Origin of the sequence: Streptomyces sp. NBC_01537, assembly GCF_045040445.1 — a bacterium.
GTDB lineage: Bacteria > Actinomycetota > Actinomycetes > Streptomycetales > Streptomycetaceae > Actinacidiphila.
Map to the genome: position 1 here is coordinate 7,880,746 of NZ_CP109392.1, position 14,476 is coordinate 7,895,221.

Genomic DNA, 14,476 nt, shown 5'->3' on the forward strand with positions numbered 1-14,476 from the left:
GATACGCCCGTTTGGGTTTCTGGGCGCTCACCCGCAAGACTGCTCCCGTGACGTCCCGTATTCCGCGAGACACTCCGCTTCGCCTCGTCCCCCGCAGGCCGTTGGCAGCTGCGCCCCGCGCGGCCGCAGCGCGCCGTTCACGTCCGCCCAGACCCCCGGAGGGGACCCCCGCACTTCCCGAACTCGCCCGCCGGGCCCGTACCGAACTCGCCGATGCCGTGCGCCTCGCGCGCTGGGCCGACGCCGCGACCGCGATGGCGACCGCCACCGCCCGCCCCGGCGCCGGCGGCATACTGCGGGATGCCGACATCCAGCGGGCCGCCGCCGTCCTGCGGCTGACAGACCGGCAGGTGCGCGCCGCCTGGGACCGCGCGCGCCTGGCCGGCCTCATCGAGCTGCACAAGGGTGCCGCCCGCCCCGGCTGGCGGCTGCGCGCCTGGGACCGGGACGACACCGCCGTGCTGCGCGGCTGGGTCGCCCTGTTCGACGCGTGGTCCCTCGCGCACCCCGCAGACCAGAACCCGGCGTACGAGGGCTGCGACCCCTCCCTGGTCGCGGAAGTCGTCGAGGCCGCTCCTCAGCTGCTCTCCCTTCTCCATCTGTCATCCGGTCCCGTGGCCGTCGCCGCACTCCTGGACCTGCTGCGCCAGCGCGTGGCCGAGCTCCGTGAGGAACGCCACGAGCCACCCGCCGACGGAACCGGCGGCAGCCGGGACGAGCTGTCGCTGCTCCTGGACTGGACCCTCGACGCACTCGCCCGGGTCGGCGCCCTGCGCTCACGTGACCCGGAGCGCGCCGACGAGGTGACGATCACCGCACTCGGCAGCTGGGCGGTGTGGGTCAAGCTGGAGCAGATCTGCGTGGCCGCGCAGGGCCCCGCCGGCAATATCGAGCAGTCCGCCGAGGAGATGCTCAAGGCCTGCGTCGGCCTCTCCCCGGGGCCCGCCCGCACTGAGCACCAGGCCTGGCTGGCCGCCCGCCCGGTCGACCGGGCCGTCGCCGAACTGCTGGACGTCGCCCGTGGCGACGACGCCCTGCTGCGCGGCCTGGCCTTCGAGGCACTGCGCTCCGTCGGCGCCCCCGCCGAGCCCGCCGTCCGAGCCGTCACCGGCGAGGCGTCACTGCGCCCGTACGCCCTGCTCTGGATCGCCGAGCAGGAGGGCGGCGACCCCGACGCCATCGACGAACTGCTCACCCGTGAGGAGGCCACCTGGCTCTGGGTGGACACCGCCGCGGCCGTCGCCGAGCACGGCGAGAGCCACCTGCTGGTCAGTCACCTCGACGCCGCTCTGCAGGGTTCCGTCTCCCGCCTCCTCGCCGAGCTCACCGCCATCGGGCACCCCCGCACCGTCCAGGTGCTGGTGGCGCTCGCAGCCGCCCACCCCGACCCGGCCCTGGCCAAGGCGATGCGCCGCGCCGCCTTCCAGGTCCACACGGGCGGCGAGTGACTCAGGCCGGTATCCGGGGCCGGTACGTGCCGAAGCTCCAGATGTTGCCCTCCGGGTCGCGGGCCGAATAGTCCCGCGACCCGACCCCCTCTTCTGATGAGTAGGGCTGGTCACTGAGCGGCAGCACGACGTCCGCGCCCGCCGCCACCGCCCGCGCGTGGTGGGCGTCGGCGTCCGCCACCACCACGTACACCGACACCGGTCCCAGGTCCTTGGCGATCCGCCCGAACGCACTGTCGTTCTGCGCGCTGCCCAGCATCACCATGCCGTTGCCGTAAGCGAGTTCGGCATGGTGGACCACACCGTCCCCGCCCTCGTACAGGGCGACCTCGGTGAAGCCGAACGCGTCCTTGAGAAAGGCGACGGCGGCCTTCGCGTCCCGGTACCGCAGCGTCGGGCAGATGGTGGGCGTGGCTCCGTTGCCTGCCATGACGATCACTCTCCCCTTTGATGTGACCTGGATCTCAGTCTGGCAGGGGGGTCTGACAATCGCCCCTGGTGGTTCCGGCCGCCAGGGTCAGTCCTGGCCGTTATCGCCTGGCAATCCGCTGGACCGCTCCCGGTAGACTGGCCTGCATGGCAGTTCTCCTCGCGCAATAGACGGCGTCGCAACACTCATCCACCGTCCCGACTGCCGTCCGCCACGCCTTGGAGTCTTTCCCGTGATCACTGCCACCGGCCTTGAGCTGCGCGCCGGAGCCCGCGTCCTCATCGAGTCCGCCTCGTTCCGTATCGCCCGCGGCGACCGCATCGGCCTCGTCGGCCGCAACGGCGCCGGCAAGACCACCCTCACCAAGGTGCTGGCCGGTGAGGGCATCCCCGCCGCAGGCAGCGTCACCCGCTCCGGCGAGGTCGGCTATCTGCCGCAGGACCCGCGCACCGGCGACCTCGACACCCTCGCCAGCGACCGCATCCTGTCCGCCCGCGGGCTGGACGAGGTGCTGCGCAAGATGCGCGAGAACGAGGAGCGCATGGCGACCGGCAAGGGCGCCACCCGCGAGAACGCGATGAAGAAGTACTCGCGCCTGGAGACGGAGTTCCTCACCAAGGGCGGGTACGCCGCCGAGGCCGAGGCCGCCACCATCTCCGCCGCGCTCGGCCTGCCCGACCGCGTGCTCGGCCAGCCGCTGCACACCCTGTCCGGCGGCCAGCGCCGCCGAGTCGAACTGGCCCGGATCCTGTTCTCCGACGCCGACACCCTGCTGCTCGACGAGCCCACGAACCACCTCGACGCCGACTCCATCGTCTGGCTGCGCGACTACCTCAGGACCTACCGCGGCGGCTTCGTCGTGATCTCCCACGACATCAACCTGGTCGAGACGGTTGTCAACAAGGTCTTCTACCTTGACGCCAACCGCTCCCACATCGACGTCTACAACATGGGCTGGAAGCTCTACCTGGCCCAGCGCGAGGCCGACGAGAAGCGCCGCAAGCGCGAGCGCGCCAACGCGGAGAAGAAGGCCGCGACCCTCAACTCGCAGGCCGACAAGATGCGCGCCAAGGCCACCAAGACCGTCGCCGCGCAGAACATGGCCCGCCGCGCCGAGAAGCTGCTCTCCGGCCTGGAGGCCGTACGCGCCTCCGACAAGGTCGCCAAGCTGCGCTTCCCCGATCCCGCGCCCTGCGGCAAGACCCCGCTGATGGCCTCGGGGCTGTCCAAGTCGTACGGATCGCTGGAGATCTTCACCGACGTGGACCTGGCCATCGACCGGGGCTCCCGGGTCGTCATCCTCGGCCTCAACGGCGCCGGCAAGACGACGCTGCTGCGCCTGCTGGCCGGCGTCGAGACACCCGACACCGGCAAGGTCGAGCCCGGCCACGGCCTCAAGCTCGGCTACTACGCGCAGGAGCACGAGACGCTCGACCCGGACCGCACGGTCCTGGAGAACATGCGCTCGGCCGCGCCCGACACGGACCTGGTCGAGATCCGCAAGATCCTCGGCTCGTTCCTGTTCTCCGGCGACGACGTCGACAAGCCCGCCGGGGTGCTCTCCGGCGGCGAGAAGACCCGGCTGGCGCTGGCCTCCCTGGTCGTCTCCAGTGCCAACGTGCTGCTGCTCGACGAGCCCACCAACAACCTCGACCCGGCCAGCCGCGAGGAGATCCTCGGCGCGCTGCACACCTTCAGCGGCGCGGTGGTGCTCGTCACCCACGACGAGGGCGCGGTGGAGGCGCTGCAGCCCGAGCGGATCATCCTGCTGCCCGACGGCGTCGAGGACCTGTGGGGCGAGGACTACGCGGATCTGGTCTCGCTGGCCTGATCCGCCGCTGATCCGGCGGCGATCCGCCGCTGATGCGGCGGCCTGATCCACTCGGGTGGATCAACTTCTGGATCTTTCGGCCGACGGGTGATCCTTCATCTGTGTGAGTCCGTCTCATCACTCCCCGGGGACGCCCGGGGAGTGGCGACTCTCCGTGTCGATCAGCGGCATCACATGCGGAAACCCCTTACCGACCATGGTGACCTGCCCTTTCTCTGCGGCCATCGGGACGCGTCCGGCAGAAGCGTGCAGGGGGCACCATTCCCGGCGGAAATGTTGTCGGACGGACCTTGCCGAATGGGTGGCCAGGAAGCGCCCAAGGGGTGATCATGAGAGTCCGAAGCGCACTTCCCTGGAGGAGGCACGGGTGGCCGAGACTCTGAAGAAGGGCAGCCGGGTGACCGGCGCCGCGCGCGAAAAGCTCGCGGCAGACCTGAAGAAGAAATACGACGGCGGTGCGAGCATCCGGGCACTGGCCGAAGAGACCGGCCGTTCCTACGGCTTCGTACACCGGATGCTCAGCGAATCCGGCGTGACCCTGCGTGGTCGCGGTGGAGCGACACGGGGCAAGAAGGTCCCCGCGTCCTGACGTCCAGCACATATCGATGGGCGTCGGCGCACCTCTCCGGGCTCCCGTCCGTGGATCTCCGTTGGTGCCACCCGGTCGCATTACCGACCGACCGGGTGGTTACTCTTCGGTAATCGAATCCGCGGTTCGCTCGGAGGTGCCCGATGTCCGACCCCACTGTGCTGCTCGACCGTGACGGAGTACGGCTCACGGCGGAAGACGCCGTAGCCACAGTCACACTGAGCAACCCGGGCAAGCGGAACGCCCAGTCGCCCGCGATGTGGCGGGCGTTGGCCGAGGCAGGCCGGCAGCTGTCGGGCAGTGTCCGGGTGGTCGTGCTGCGCGGGGAAGGCGTGTCCTTCTCCGCAGGGCTCGACCGGCAGATGTTCACTCCCGAAGGAATCGACGGTGAACCGTCATTCATCGACCTCGCACGCGCTTCCGAGGCCGAACTCGACGCCACCATCGCCTCCTACCAGGAGGCCTTCACCTGGTGGCGGCGTCATGATGTGATCACCATCGCCGCCGTCCAGGGTCATGCGATCGGGGCCGGCTTCCAGCTCGCCCTCGCCTGCGATCTGCGCGTCGTCGCCGACGACGTGCAGTTCGCCATGCGCGAGACCAGCCTCGGGCTCGTCCCCGACCTCACCGGCACCAAGCCCCTCCTCGACCTGGTCGGCTACGGCCGTGCCCTCGAGATCTGCGCCACCGGCCGCTTCGTCGGCGCCGAGGAGGCCTACCGCATCGGCCTCGCCAACCTCGTCGTCCCCGCCGCCGAACTCGACGCCGCCGTCAAGGACCTCGCCGCCCCGCTCCTCGCCGCCCCGCGCGACGCGGTGATCGAGACCAAGGCCCTGCTGCGCGGCGCCGGCACGCGCGACTACGACCAGCAGCGCGCCGCCGAGCGCGCCGCGCAGGCCCGGCGGCTGCGGGACCTGGCGGGAATCGCGGAGTAGGCCCCTGCGCGGCGGTTTGGTGGGTTACTCCACATCGGTGACGAGCACGGCCAGCGGTGCGACCACCTGCCGCACCGCCCGCGCCACGTCCGGCACCCGGTGCCCGGCCATCACGGCGATCTGCGTGTACGCCTCCGAACCCGCCCCGCCCAGCCGTGCGGTCACGCGGGTGCCGGGGACCGGGCCGGGCTCACCCTCCGGCAGGGAAGCCGCCGGTTCCGGCGGCACTGGATCCGGCGGCACCGGGGCCTCGTCGATCAGCCCGGTGACGGTGAGGTCGACGGCGGCGATTCGCAGGCCGAGGCCGTCGTGGGCGGCCTCCCACAGCACACCGCGCAGCCGCTGCGCGGTGATCGGCAGCGGCCGGTCGGGGGCGGCCTCGAACGCCGCATGCGCATGCAGCGCACCGGATTCGTCCGGGCCCATGCGCAGCGAGCCCAGCCGTACGCCCGCGACCTCCGCGGCCGCGGTGCGCAGCACGCCCGCAGCGGCCTGCTCGGTGATCCACAGACCCTCGGCGGGCTCGCCGAGCGGCAGCAGGCGGCCAAGGGCGACCTGCGCACGTACTGCTTCGGCCAAACGCTCTGACGTCATCGCGGCTTCCTCCTCCGGCACCTAGTGTGGGCCACAGAGCGGAAGGGGATGACTCGCGATGAGCGACACAGAGCCTGCCGGCAACGGCAAGACCCTGGAACAGGGCACCAGCCCGGGCATGGGCCCGGGCGCGGCGGGACGGCGCGCGCCGCTGGGGACCCCGGCCACCCGGGGACGTACCACCATCGCCGACGGCGTCGTCGAGAAGATCGCCGGGCTCGCCGCCCGCGACGTGGTGGGCGTGCATGCCCTCGGCACGGGCCTGTCCCGCACCTTCGGTGCCGTACGGGACCGGGTGCCCGGCGGGAAGTCGCAGACGCGCGGGGTCAAGGCGGAGGTCGGCGAGGTGCAGACCGCGCTCGATCTGGACATCGTCGTGGACTACGGCGTGTCCATCGTCGAAGTGGCGCGTACGGTACGGGAGAACGTGATCGCGGCGGTCGAGCGGATGACCGGCCTCGAGGTCGTCGAGGTCAACATCGCCGTGGGCGATGTGAAGCTGCCCGATGACGACGATGACGAAGAAGCTGAGCAGAGGGTCCAGTGATGAGCAATTCCGTGGTGGGCCTGATCGCGGGGATGGCACTCGGATTCGCCGGGTACTTCGGCGGATTCGCCGCCTTCCTGTTGGTCGCGGCGCTCGGTGCGGTCGGATTCGTGGCGGGAAGGCTGCTCGACGGCGACCTGGAGCTGGGCGACTTCTTCCGCGGCCGCGACCGCCGCCGGTGAGCGTACGAAAGTGACCGTCCCCGTGCCCGTGCCCCCCGCCGAGCGAGGCTCGCTGCGCATCGCGGACCGCGTCGTCGCCAAGATCGCGGCCCGCGCCGCGCGTGACGCGCTGGCCGACGCGCCCCAGGCCGAGCACGTGCCGATCGGCACCAGGCCGAACGCCTCGGTCGCGCTGCGGCGCGGGAGCGCGTACGTACGGCTGTCGGTCGAGCTGGGCTACCCCAACGACATCGGGGCGGTGGCCCGTTCGGTACGCCTCCATGTCGCCGATCGCGTACAGGCGCTGACCGGGATGGACGTGCCCGACGTGGCCGTGGAGGTGGAGCGGCTGCACTCGCCCGCGACGCATCCCGACGACGAGGGGAGGGTCCGATGAGCGCACCGGAAGCCGTCCCTGTGCCCGACGTCCCCCAGGTTCCCGAAGCTCCCGAAGCTCCCCGGATTCCCCCGGCGCGGCGCTTCTGGTCCGCCCGCCGGATCCCGGCCGCGCTCACCGCGCTGGTGGTGCTCGGCGCGGCAGGACTGCTGCTCTACGACATCGCGGCGGTGCGCGCGGGCCGCCCCGGCATGGGCTGGCGCCGCACCCTCGCCGACGAACTGGCCCACCGCCCCCTGGACGACGTCTGGGTTATCACGGGCGCCGCCGTCGCCTGCGCACTCGGCCTGTGGCTGATCCTGCTCGCCCTCACCCCCGGGCTGCGTGCCGTACTGCCCATGCGCCGGGACACCACCCCCACCGCCCTGCGGGCCGGCCTCGACCGGCACGCCGCCGAACTCGCCCTGCGCGACCGGGCGATGGAGATCTCCGGCGTCCGGTCCGCGCGTGTCACCGTCAGCCGCCGCCGGGCCCGGGTCCGCGCCGAAGTCAGCTTCCGCGACACCGACGCCGTACGCGCCGAACTCGACGTGGCCCTCGCCGAGGGGCTCGGCCAGCTGTGCCTGGCCCGCCCGCCGGCGCTCTCCCTGTCCCTCCGCCGTATGACAGGAGGCTGAGACGGAATGCGCATGCGTCGTACGACCGTCAACCGGCTGCTGCTCGGGCTCATCGGGCTCGTCCTGCTCGCCGTCGGCCTGGCCGTGCTGGCCCGAGGGCTCGAAGCGCCGCACCACGTACTGCTGACCGCGGGCACGCGGCGCCGCTACCGGAGCGAGGACTGGTGGTGGCCCACCGTCATCGGGGCTCTGGGAGTACTGGTCGTCGGTGCTCTGTGGTGGCTGCTGGCGCAGCTGCGCGACCGCCGGCTCCGCCAGATCCACATCGACAGCGGCGACGGCCGGGGCGCGGTGCTGCGCGGCCGCGCACTGGAAGAGATCATCGCCGCCGAGGCCGAGCGCCTCCCGGGCGTCGCCCGCGCCCACACCGCCCTTTCCGGCAGGCGCGGCACCCCCGCCGCCAGCCTCCTCCTCGCCCTCGCCCCGCACGCCAACCCCGGCGCGCTCCTCACCGACCTCGACACCGCCGTCCTCGCCCGCGCCCGCACCACCGCGGCCCTCGACCCCCTGCCGGTGGAGGCCCGCCTGCGCGCGGTGAGCCATCGCGCCGCGCGCGTGAGCTGACCATCCGGCCGGCGCAAAGGCCTATCGCACGACGCCCGCCCCCGAAAGTGTCAGCGCCGTGTTCACCAGCCCGATATGGCTGAAGGCCTGCGGAAAGTTCCCCAGCTGCCGCCCCTCCACCGGGTCCCACTCCTCCGCGAGCAGTCCCACGTCGTTGCGCAGCGACAGCAGCTTCTCGAACAGCTCGCGGGCCTCCCCTTCCCGGCCGACCCGGTGCAACGCGTCGGCCAGCCAGAAGGAGCAGGCCAGGAAGGCCCCCTCACTGCCCGGCAGGCCGTCCACGCTGCTCTCCTCCAGCGTGTAGCGCCGCACGAACCCGCCGTGGTCCAGTTCCCGTCGCACCGCCTCGACCGTGCCCGCCACCCGCGGGTCCCGCGCCGGGAGGAAGCCGACCTGCGGGATGAGCAGCGTGGCCGCGTCGAGTTCCCGGGAGCCGTAGAACTGGGTGAAGGTGCCGCGTACGGGATCGAAGCCCTTGCGCAGCACCTCGCGGTGCACCGCCTCGCGCATCGCGCGCCACCGGTTCGGGTTGCCCTTCAGCTGGGGCCGCAATTCCAGCATGCGCACCGCGCGGTCCGCGGCGACCCAGGCCATGACCTTCGAGTGCACGAAGTGCTGCCGCTCGCCGCGCACCTCCCACAGCCCCTCGTCGGGCTCGCGCCACTTGCTCTCCAGGAAGTCCATCAGCGCGCGCTGCACCGCCCAGGCGTGCTTCTTCTCCCTCAGCCCGCAGGTCTGCGCGAGGTAGAGGGAGTCGAGTACCTCGCCGTAGACGTCCAGTTGGAGCTGCTCGACGGCCGCGTTGCCCACCCGGACCGGCAGTGAGGCCTCGTAGCCGTCGAGCCAGGGCAGCTCGCTCTCCGGGAGCCGCCGCTCGCCCGCGATCCCGTACATGATCTGCAGGTCGGCCGGGTCTCCGGCGACGGCGCGCAGCAGCCAGTCGCGCCACTCGGCGGCCTCCTGCTGGAAGCCGCTGGTCAGCAGTGCGTTGAGGGTCAGTGTCGCGTCGCGCAGCCAGCAGTAGCGGTAGTCCCAGTTGCGTACGCCCCGGATCTCCTCGGGCAGGGAGGTGGTCGCGGCGGCCACGATGCCCCCGCTGGGTCCGTAGGTGAGGGCCTTCAGTGTGATCAGCGACCTGAGCACCGGCTCTCGCCACGGCCCGTCGTAGCGGCACTGGGAGGCCCACTTCTCCCAGTCCTGGAGGCTCTGCTCCAGCGCCTCGTACGGATGGACGAGACCCGGCCGCTTCTCGTGCGAGGGATGCCAGGTGAGGACGAAGGCGACCCGCTCGCCGGCGTTGACCGTGAATTCGGAGTGCGTGCAGAAGTCCCTGCCGTATGTGTGCACCTCGGGCTCGCTGCGCAGCCACGTGGAGTCGGGTCCGGCGATGGCGACCCGGTGGCCGTCGACGCGCCGCACCCAGGGGACGACGCTGCCGTAGTCGAAGCGCAGGCGCAGCTCGCCCTTCATCTCGACCCGGCCGGAGATCCCCTCGACGATGCGGATGACATCGGGCGCGCGATCGCGCTGCGGCATGAAGTCGATGACCTTGACGGCGCCGGCGGCGGTCTCCCAGACGCTCTCCAGCACGAGGGTGTCGCCCATGTAGGAGCGCCGGGAGCAGGGCCCGTCGTTGCCGGCCGGGGCGATCCGCCAGTGGCCGTTCTCCTGGTCGCCGAGGAGGGCGGCGAAGCAGGCGGCGGAGTCGAAGCGGGGCAGGCAAAGCCAGTCGATGGAGCCGTTCTTGCCGACCAGCGCGGCGGTCTGCAGGTCGCCGATGACGGCGTAGTCCTCGATGCGTCCTGGCACGGTGCCCGCCTCTCTACGGATACCGCTAGCCTGCCCCGGAATGCTGGGGCGACGCGACCGCAGGGACCGGTTCCGCCTTGGTGTCGCTGCCGCCGGGCGGGGCCGCGAGCCGTTCCCTGCGTTCGCGCCTGACCAGGATCACCCAGCCGACCGGGACCATGGCGGTGAACAGCCACCACTGGATCGCGTACCCCATGTTGAGCGCGGAGCTGATGTCGCCGGGCTCGGGGATCAGCTCGGGCTGCGCGCCGGCCGGCTTCGGCGCCGTGGTGGCCAGCTCGACGTAGCCGCCGACCAGGGTCTCGGGGACCTGCTTGGCGACCAGGGTGCTGTTGATCAGCGAGATCTGGCGGTCGGGCAGGCCGGCGCGGTTGCGGATGCCCGTCGCGGCCGTCGTCTCGTCCGGGCGCAGCCTTCCGGTGAGGGTGACCTCGCCGCCCGGCGCCTTGGGGACCTTCGGGAACGTCGTGAGGTCGTCACCGGCGGCGATCCAGCCCCGGTTGACCAGTACCGCCCTGCCGTCCGCCAGCACCAGCGGTGTGATCACGTGGTAGCCGATGCTGTCGCCGTCCGCCGCCGTCCGCTGCCGGGCGACCATCTCGTGCGCGGCGTCGTAGTGCCCCCGCAGGGTGACCGTGCGGTAGAGGTACGAGGACGGCACGGTGCGACCCGGCCCGGTCAGCGACTCGACCGGCACGGCCGGGGCGGCCAGGTTCCGGTCGATGACATGGTTGGTCGCCTCCTTGCGGTCGTGCCGGTGCAGCTGCCAGAAGCCCAGCTTGTACATGGTGGGCATCACGAGCAGGCCGATGAGGGTGAGGATCACCCATTGCCGGGACAACAGGAAGCGGTACACCCCACGACCGTACAACTCGGTCGTGGGGTGCCTGTCGGTAGGGGAGGGTTACGCGGTGGAGGGCAGTGTGCCCACGCGGTCCACGATCCCGGTCTCTCCGGCCGCCTTGGAGCAGTGGCCACCGCAGTACCACTTGCCGTTGACCTCGACGCCATGGCCCACGATCCGCACCATGCAGTGCTCGCAGACCGGTGCCATCCGGTGGATGGCGCACTCGAAGCTGTCGAAGACATGGACCGCGCCCTGCGCGTGCACCTCGAAGCTCATTACGTAGTCATTGCCGCAAACTTCACATCTCGCCATGGGGCCCAGGGTGAAGCGCGGTGCCGGACGCGGCAACCGGAAACCGGGTGCGTCGCGGCGGCACCACCCGGATGGCGCTAGAGCCTGCTTCGTGTCCTAGCCGTGGACGTCGGGCGCCGGGGCCACGTCCTTCAGCAGTTCGACGAAGCGCCGCTCGTCGATGACCGGGGTGCCGAACTGGCCGGCCTTGGTGACCTTGCTGCTGGGGGAGTCCGGGTCGTTGGTGACGAGCAGGCTGGTGAGCCGGCTCACGCTGGACGCCACATGCAGCCCGGCGTCGGTCGCCCGGTCCTCCAGCAGCTCGCGGTCTATGGCGGTGTCACCGGAGAAGGCGACCCGCATGCCCTGGGTCAGCGGCCCCTCGGCGGGCATCCGCCCCGGGTTGGGGTAGGGGCAGGAGGGCCGCTTGCGGGAGGGCCGCCAGCTCATCGGCCGGTACGTGGAGCGATAGCCGGCCGAGCCGTTGTTGAGGCCCGACATGCCTCCGGAGCCGTCGGCCCATTCGGTCAGCGGCCGGCAGGCGTGCAGCGGCAGCCGCAGCCCCGCCTCGGCGGCCAGATGGAGGCTGGGCCGGAAGGCCTCGGCCAGCACGCGGGCGTCGTCGAGGGCGTGGTGGGCGCGCTGCTGCACGACGCCGTAGTGCGCGGCCAGGGACTCCAGCTTGTGGTTGGCCAGCGGCAGCCGCAGCTCCTTGGAGAGCACGATGGTGCACAGCCGGTGCTCGACGGGCGCGGCCGAGTTGGCGCGGGCGTACTCGCGGGCCAGCATCGACCAGTCGAAGACCGCGTTGTGCGCGACCAGGACCCGGCCGTCCAGCCGCTCCGCCAGGGTGGCGGCGATCTCCGGGAAGAGCGGGGCGTCGTCGAGCATCGCGCTGGTGAGGCCGTGGATCCACACCGGGCCGGGATCCCGCTGCGGGTTGACGGGGGAGTACCAGTGATCCTGCACATCGCCGCGCGCGTCCAGCCGGTAGACGGCGGCGGACACTATCCGGTCGTCGCGGCCCAGGCCGGTGGTCTCGACGTCCACGACGGCGTATCCGTCGGGGTAGGCCTCGGGCCACGGCTGGGGCTGTGGCGGCTGCGGAATCGGGGGCGCGTGCATGGTGGAACACAATACGGGCCGCCGCTGACAGTGGTCGAAGCCGGAGCCTCGCGGAGCGTAGCTCTGCGCGCCCGGGCGACCGCTTTCCGTATTGGGCCTGCATGAGTCTTTACGTCTGCGCCGCCGCCATTCCCCAGCGGCTCGCTGACTGCCCCACCGCCCACCGCCGGGGAGTTCGAGCTGCGCGCCGACTTCTGCGCCCGGGCGCCCGGGCGGCGGGCGGGGGTTGGGAACTGCTGTCGGTGCATTGCACGGAAGTGATTTCTGGCGAGTGTGAGTAAGTACCGGGCCGGTCAGGACATGGCTGTCCGGCCGCGTGTCGGAGAAGGTTTCCCTGTCGTCTGGATGGTGTTTTCCGGGCCCGTTTCGGGAGGGGAACGGAGGTTCTTGGGTCGAATGGGTGACCTTTGCGGGTGGGGTTCGTTGATTGCCGTGACAGGGTCTTCGGCCGAGCGGGGGTGAACGGGTGAACGGGGTACGGGAGTTGGTGGCGTCGTTCGTGGTGCCCGGCCCTTGCGGGGTGGCCGTCCGGGACCGGTTGCGGGTCTCCGACGTGGACGTAGCCGTGCTAGGTGAGGTCGGCGCCTTCCTGGGTTCGCTGGCCGCGGGGGATCTCGCGGCCCGGTCCCGCCACGGCTTGGCGCATGATGCCGCCGCCTGGGCGGTGCGCAAGCGGGAGTTGACCGGGCGCTCGTCGTCGCGCTGGTCGGGGAGTATCACCAAGGCCACGCATGATCAGTGGGCGCTGGCCCGGCGCGGCCAGGCCGCCCACATCATCTGGCTGCGGGGGCAGATCGAGCAGATCGAGGCCCGCCTGGCACGCCCGCTGGGTGCCAAGGCCGACAAATGGGCGGGGCTGGTACGCGGCTATGCATCCCGTGCGGAGTGGCATGCCAAGTCCCGTCGCCTGCACGTCCTGAAGGGGCGGCTGGCGGCGCTGGAGGCGGACTGGGCGGCGGGTCGGGTGCGGGTGGTGCGCGGCGGCAAGCGGTTGGCGAACACCCGTCACCACCTCGCTGAGGCTGGGCTGAGCGAGGAGATGTGGCGGGAGCGGTGGCAGGCGGCGCGGATGTACCTGGCCGCGGACGGGGAGTCCGGTAAGCGCTTCGGCAACGAGACCATCCGCGTCACCGGCAGCGGACAGCTCTCGCTCCGACTCCCGCTCCCACTGGCCCACCTGGCCAACGCGCCGCATGGCAGGTACGTACTGGACGCTCGGGTGGCATTCCAGCACCGGGGGCCAGGAGTGGCTCGACCGGATCACCGCCGACCGGGCGGTCCGCTACCGCATCCACCACGACACGGTGCGCGGGCGCTGGTATGTGACCGCGTCCTGGCAGCGGGCCGCCGTCCCCGTCCTGCCCCTTGAGGCGGCACTGGCCCGGGGGGTTGTGGGGGTGGACATGAACGACGATCACCTCGCCGCCTGGCAACTCGATGTGCACGGCAACCCGGCCGGAGAGCCGCAGCGCTTCTTCTACGACCTGACCGGGAGCGCGGATCACCGGGATGCGCAGCTCCGGCACGCACTGACCCGGCTGCTGCACTACACCCGCCGCTGCGGCGCCACGGCGATCGCCGTCGAGGACCTCGACTTCACTGACGGCAAGAGCCGGGAGAAGCACGGCCGCAACAAACGCTTCCGTCGGCTGATCTCCCGCTTCCCGACCGCGAAACTCAAGGCCCGACTCGTGTCGATGGCCGCCGAACAGAACGTGGCGGTCGTCGCGGTCGATCCGGCCTACACCAGTCGGTGGGGTGGCCAGTACTGGCAGAAACCCCTGGCCACCCCTACCCGCAAGACCACCCGGCACGATGCGGCGAGCATCGCGGTCGGAAGGCGCGCCCTCGGACATCCGATCCGGCGACGGACGACACCGCCCCATGCACACCAGAGCGATGTGCATGGGCATCGGACCGTCCAGGCCCGACCGGACACCCGAAGGCGTGAGGAAACCCGCCCCCACTTGCCCGGACCACGCACACGATGCGTGCCGCCCGGTGGTGGAGCGAAAGCGGGGGACCAGTGTGCCCAACACCGTTCGGGGCTCACGGCTGAGCATGCGTTCTGGCAACAGGACTTACTCCCGCTCAGTCCATGGGAACGGTAAGTGCCCTCGTCGTGCGGGTAGTCGCTACCCCACATGATCTTGTCGAGGCCTATCCGCTCGCGCAGCGGCACCTCGTGGGGCCGTATGAAGCTCGCGCCGACGAAGCAGTTCTCCTGCCATACGGCCCTGGGGCCCTTGCCCATTGCCTTGGCCAGCCCGGCGCCGAACTTGGCCAGGCCC

At 71.5% G+C, this 14,476-nt stretch carries 15 protein-coding genes and 2 pseudogenes; 10 read left to right on the forward strand and 7 right to left on the reverse strand.

Annotated features, from left to right (window positions below; translation table 11 throughout):
* Positions 1-47 precede the first annotated feature (47 nt).
* On the forward strand, positions 48-1,448 hold the full coding sequence (locus OG607_RS36170) for a hypothetical protein (protein WP_405732713.1): 1,401 nt from the start codon (positions 48-50) through the stop codon (positions 1,446-1,448).
* A gap of 1 nt (position 1,449) precedes the next feature.
* Here the strand turns inward: OG607_RS36170 and OG607_RS36175 are convergent, their stop codons facing one another.
* Positions 1,450-1,878, reverse strand: a complete 429-nt coding sequence (locus OG607_RS36175) for a VOC family protein (RefSeq protein ID WP_405732716.1) — start codon at positions 1,876-1,878, stop codon at positions 1,450-1,452.
* A gap of 232 nt (positions 1,879-2,110) precedes the next feature.
* Between OG607_RS36175 and OG607_RS36180 the strand changes: the two genes are divergently transcribed.
* From OG607_RS36180 to OG607_RS36190, 3 genes are all read left to right on the forward strand, one after another.
* On the forward strand, positions 2,111-3,709 hold the full coding sequence (locus OG607_RS36180; protein WP_405732719.1) for an ABC-F family ATP-binding cassette domain-containing protein: 1,599 nt from the start codon (positions 2,111-2,113) through the stop codon (positions 3,707-3,709).
* Positions 3,710-4,076: 367 nt separating this feature from the next.
* On the forward strand, positions 4,077-4,298 hold the full coding sequence (locus OG607_RS36185) for a helix-turn-helix domain-containing protein (RefSeq protein ID WP_329319527.1): 222 nt from the start codon (positions 4,077-4,079) through the stop codon (positions 4,296-4,298).
* 143 nt (positions 4,299-4,441) lie between these two features.
* On the forward strand, positions 4,442-5,233 hold the full coding sequence (locus OG607_RS36190) for an enoyl-CoA hydratase/isomerase family protein (RefSeq protein ID WP_405732722.1): 792 nt from the start codon (positions 4,442-4,444) through the stop codon (positions 5,231-5,233).
* A gap of 24 nt (positions 5,234-5,257) precedes the next feature.
* Here the strand turns inward: OG607_RS36190 and OG607_RS36195 are convergent, their stop codons facing one another.
* Entirely contained in the window at positions 5,258-5,827 is a 570-nt protein-coding gene (locus OG607_RS36195) for a hypothetical protein (protein WP_405732725.1), read from the reverse strand.
* 118 nt (positions 5,828-5,945) lie between these two features.
* On the opposite strand from OG607_RS36195, the gene OG607_RS36200 reads away from it, so the two are divergent.
* The 5 genes from OG607_RS36200 to amaP are packed head-to-tail and all read left to right on the forward strand — an operon-like array spanning position 5,946 to position 8,113.
* On the forward strand, positions 5,946-6,374 hold the full coding sequence (locus tag OG607_RS36200) for an Asp23/Gls24 family envelope stress response protein (RefSeq protein ID WP_405737265.1): 429 nt from the start codon (positions 5,946-5,948) through the stop codon (positions 6,372-6,374).
* Positions 6,374-6,556, forward strand: coding sequence for a hypothetical protein (locus OG607_RS36205; RefSeq protein ID WP_405732727.1), 183 nt, complete (start codon positions 6,374-6,376; stop codon positions 6,554-6,556). Before OG607_RS36200 ends, OG607_RS36205 begins: the two co-directional genes overlap by 1 nt.
* A 10-nt stretch (positions 6,557-6,566) precedes the next feature.
* Positions 6,567-6,932, forward strand: a complete 366-nt coding sequence (locus OG607_RS36210) for a hypothetical protein (RefSeq protein ID WP_405732730.1) — start codon at positions 6,567-6,569, stop codon at positions 6,930-6,932.
* The gene (locus OG607_RS36215; RefSeq protein WP_405732733.1) at positions 6,929-7,549 is read left to right on the forward strand and encodes a DUF6286 domain-containing protein; all 621 of its coding nucleotides are present in this window, start codon (positions 6,929-6,931) and stop codon (positions 7,547-7,549) included. Before OG607_RS36210 ends, OG607_RS36215 begins: the two co-directional genes overlap by 4 nt.
* A gap of 6 nt (positions 7,550-7,555) precedes the next feature.
* Positions 7,556-8,113: an alkaline shock response membrane anchor protein AmaP gene (gene amaP, locus OG607_RS36220; protein ID WP_405732736.1), complete on the forward strand. Its 558-nt coding sequence runs from the start codon at positions 7,556-7,558 to the stop codon at positions 8,111-8,113.
* A gap of 21 nt (positions 8,114-8,134) precedes the next feature.
* On the opposite strand, the gene OG607_RS36225 is transcribed toward amaP, so the two are convergent.
* The 4 genes from OG607_RS36225 to OG607_RS36240 form a co-directional block, all read right to left on the reverse strand.
* The gene (locus OG607_RS36225) at positions 8,135-9,922 is read right to left on the reverse strand and encodes a glycoside hydrolase family 15 protein (RefSeq protein WP_405732737.1); all 1,788 of its coding nucleotides are present in this window, start codon (positions 9,920-9,922) and stop codon (positions 8,135-8,137) included.
* 25 nt (positions 9,923-9,947) lie between these two features.
* Positions 9,948-10,778, reverse strand: a complete 831-nt coding sequence (locus tag OG607_RS36230; RefSeq protein WP_405732739.1) for an SURF1 family protein — start codon at positions 10,776-10,778, stop codon at positions 9,948-9,950.
* Positions 10,779-10,826: 48 nt separating this feature from the next.
* Entirely contained in the window at positions 10,827-11,081 is a 255-nt protein-coding gene (locus tag OG607_RS36235) for a hypothetical protein (RefSeq protein ID WP_405732741.1), read from the reverse strand.
* 96 nt (positions 11,082-11,177) lie between these two features.
* Positions 11,178-12,185: a DEDDh family exonuclease gene (locus OG607_RS36240; RefSeq protein ID WP_405732744.1), complete on the reverse strand. Its 1,008-nt coding sequence runs from the start codon at positions 12,183-12,185 to the stop codon at positions 11,178-11,180.
* A 466-nt stretch (positions 12,186-12,651) separates the two neighbouring features.
* Between OG607_RS36240 and OG607_RS36245 the strand changes: the two are divergent.
* A pseudogene (locus OG607_RS36245) lies at positions 12,652-14,296 on the forward strand (IS200/IS605 family accessory protein TnpB-related protein).
* Here the strand turns inward: OG607_RS36245 and OG607_RS36250 are convergent.
* Positions 14,293-14,469, reverse strand: a pseudogene (locus tag OG607_RS36250) (amidohydrolase family protein); the annotation flags it as partial. The pseudogenes OG607_RS36245 and OG607_RS36250 sit on opposite strands and share 4 nt — an antisense overlap.
* Positions 14,470-14,476: the final 7 nt, after the last annotated feature.

What these genes read in the sequence shown, in the direction of transcription:
- OG607_RS36175 (WP_405732716.1), bottom strand. Translation starts at nt 1,878, where the DNA reads ATGGCAGGCAACGGAGCCACGCCCACCATCTGCCCGACGCTGCGGTAC.
- OG607_RS36235 (WP_405732741.1), bottom strand. Translation starts at nt 11,081, where the DNA reads ATGGCGAGATGTGAAGTTTGCGGCAATGACTACGTAATGAGCTTCGAG.
- amaP (WP_405732736.1), top strand. Translation starts at nt 7,556, where the DNA reads ATGCGCATGCGTCGTACGACCGTCAACCGGCTGCTGCTCGGGCTCATC.
- OG607_RS36190 (WP_405732722.1), top strand. Translation starts at nt 4,442, where the DNA reads ATGTCCGACCCCACTGTGCTGCTCGACCGTGACGGAGTACGGCTCACG.
- OG607_RS36200 (WP_405737265.1), top strand. Translation starts at nt 5,946, where the DNA reads ATGGGCCCGGGCGCGGCGGGACGGCGCGCGCCGCTGGGGACCCCGGCC.
- OG607_RS36240 (WP_405732744.1), bottom strand. Translation starts at nt 12,185, where the DNA reads ATGCACGCGCCCCCGATTCCGCAGCCGCCACAGCCCCAGCCGTGGCCC.
- OG607_RS36195 (WP_405732725.1), bottom strand. Translation starts at nt 5,827, where the DNA reads ATGACGTCAGAGCGTTTGGCCGAAGCAGTACGTGCGCAGGTCGCCCTT.
- OG607_RS36205 (WP_405732727.1), top strand. Translation starts at nt 6,374, where the DNA reads ATGAGCAATTCCGTGGTGGGCCTGATCGCGGGGATGGCACTCGGATTC.
- OG607_RS36215 (WP_405732733.1), top strand. Translation starts at nt 6,929, where the DNA reads ATGAGCGCACCGGAAGCCGTCCCTGTGCCCGACGTCCCCCAGGTTCCC.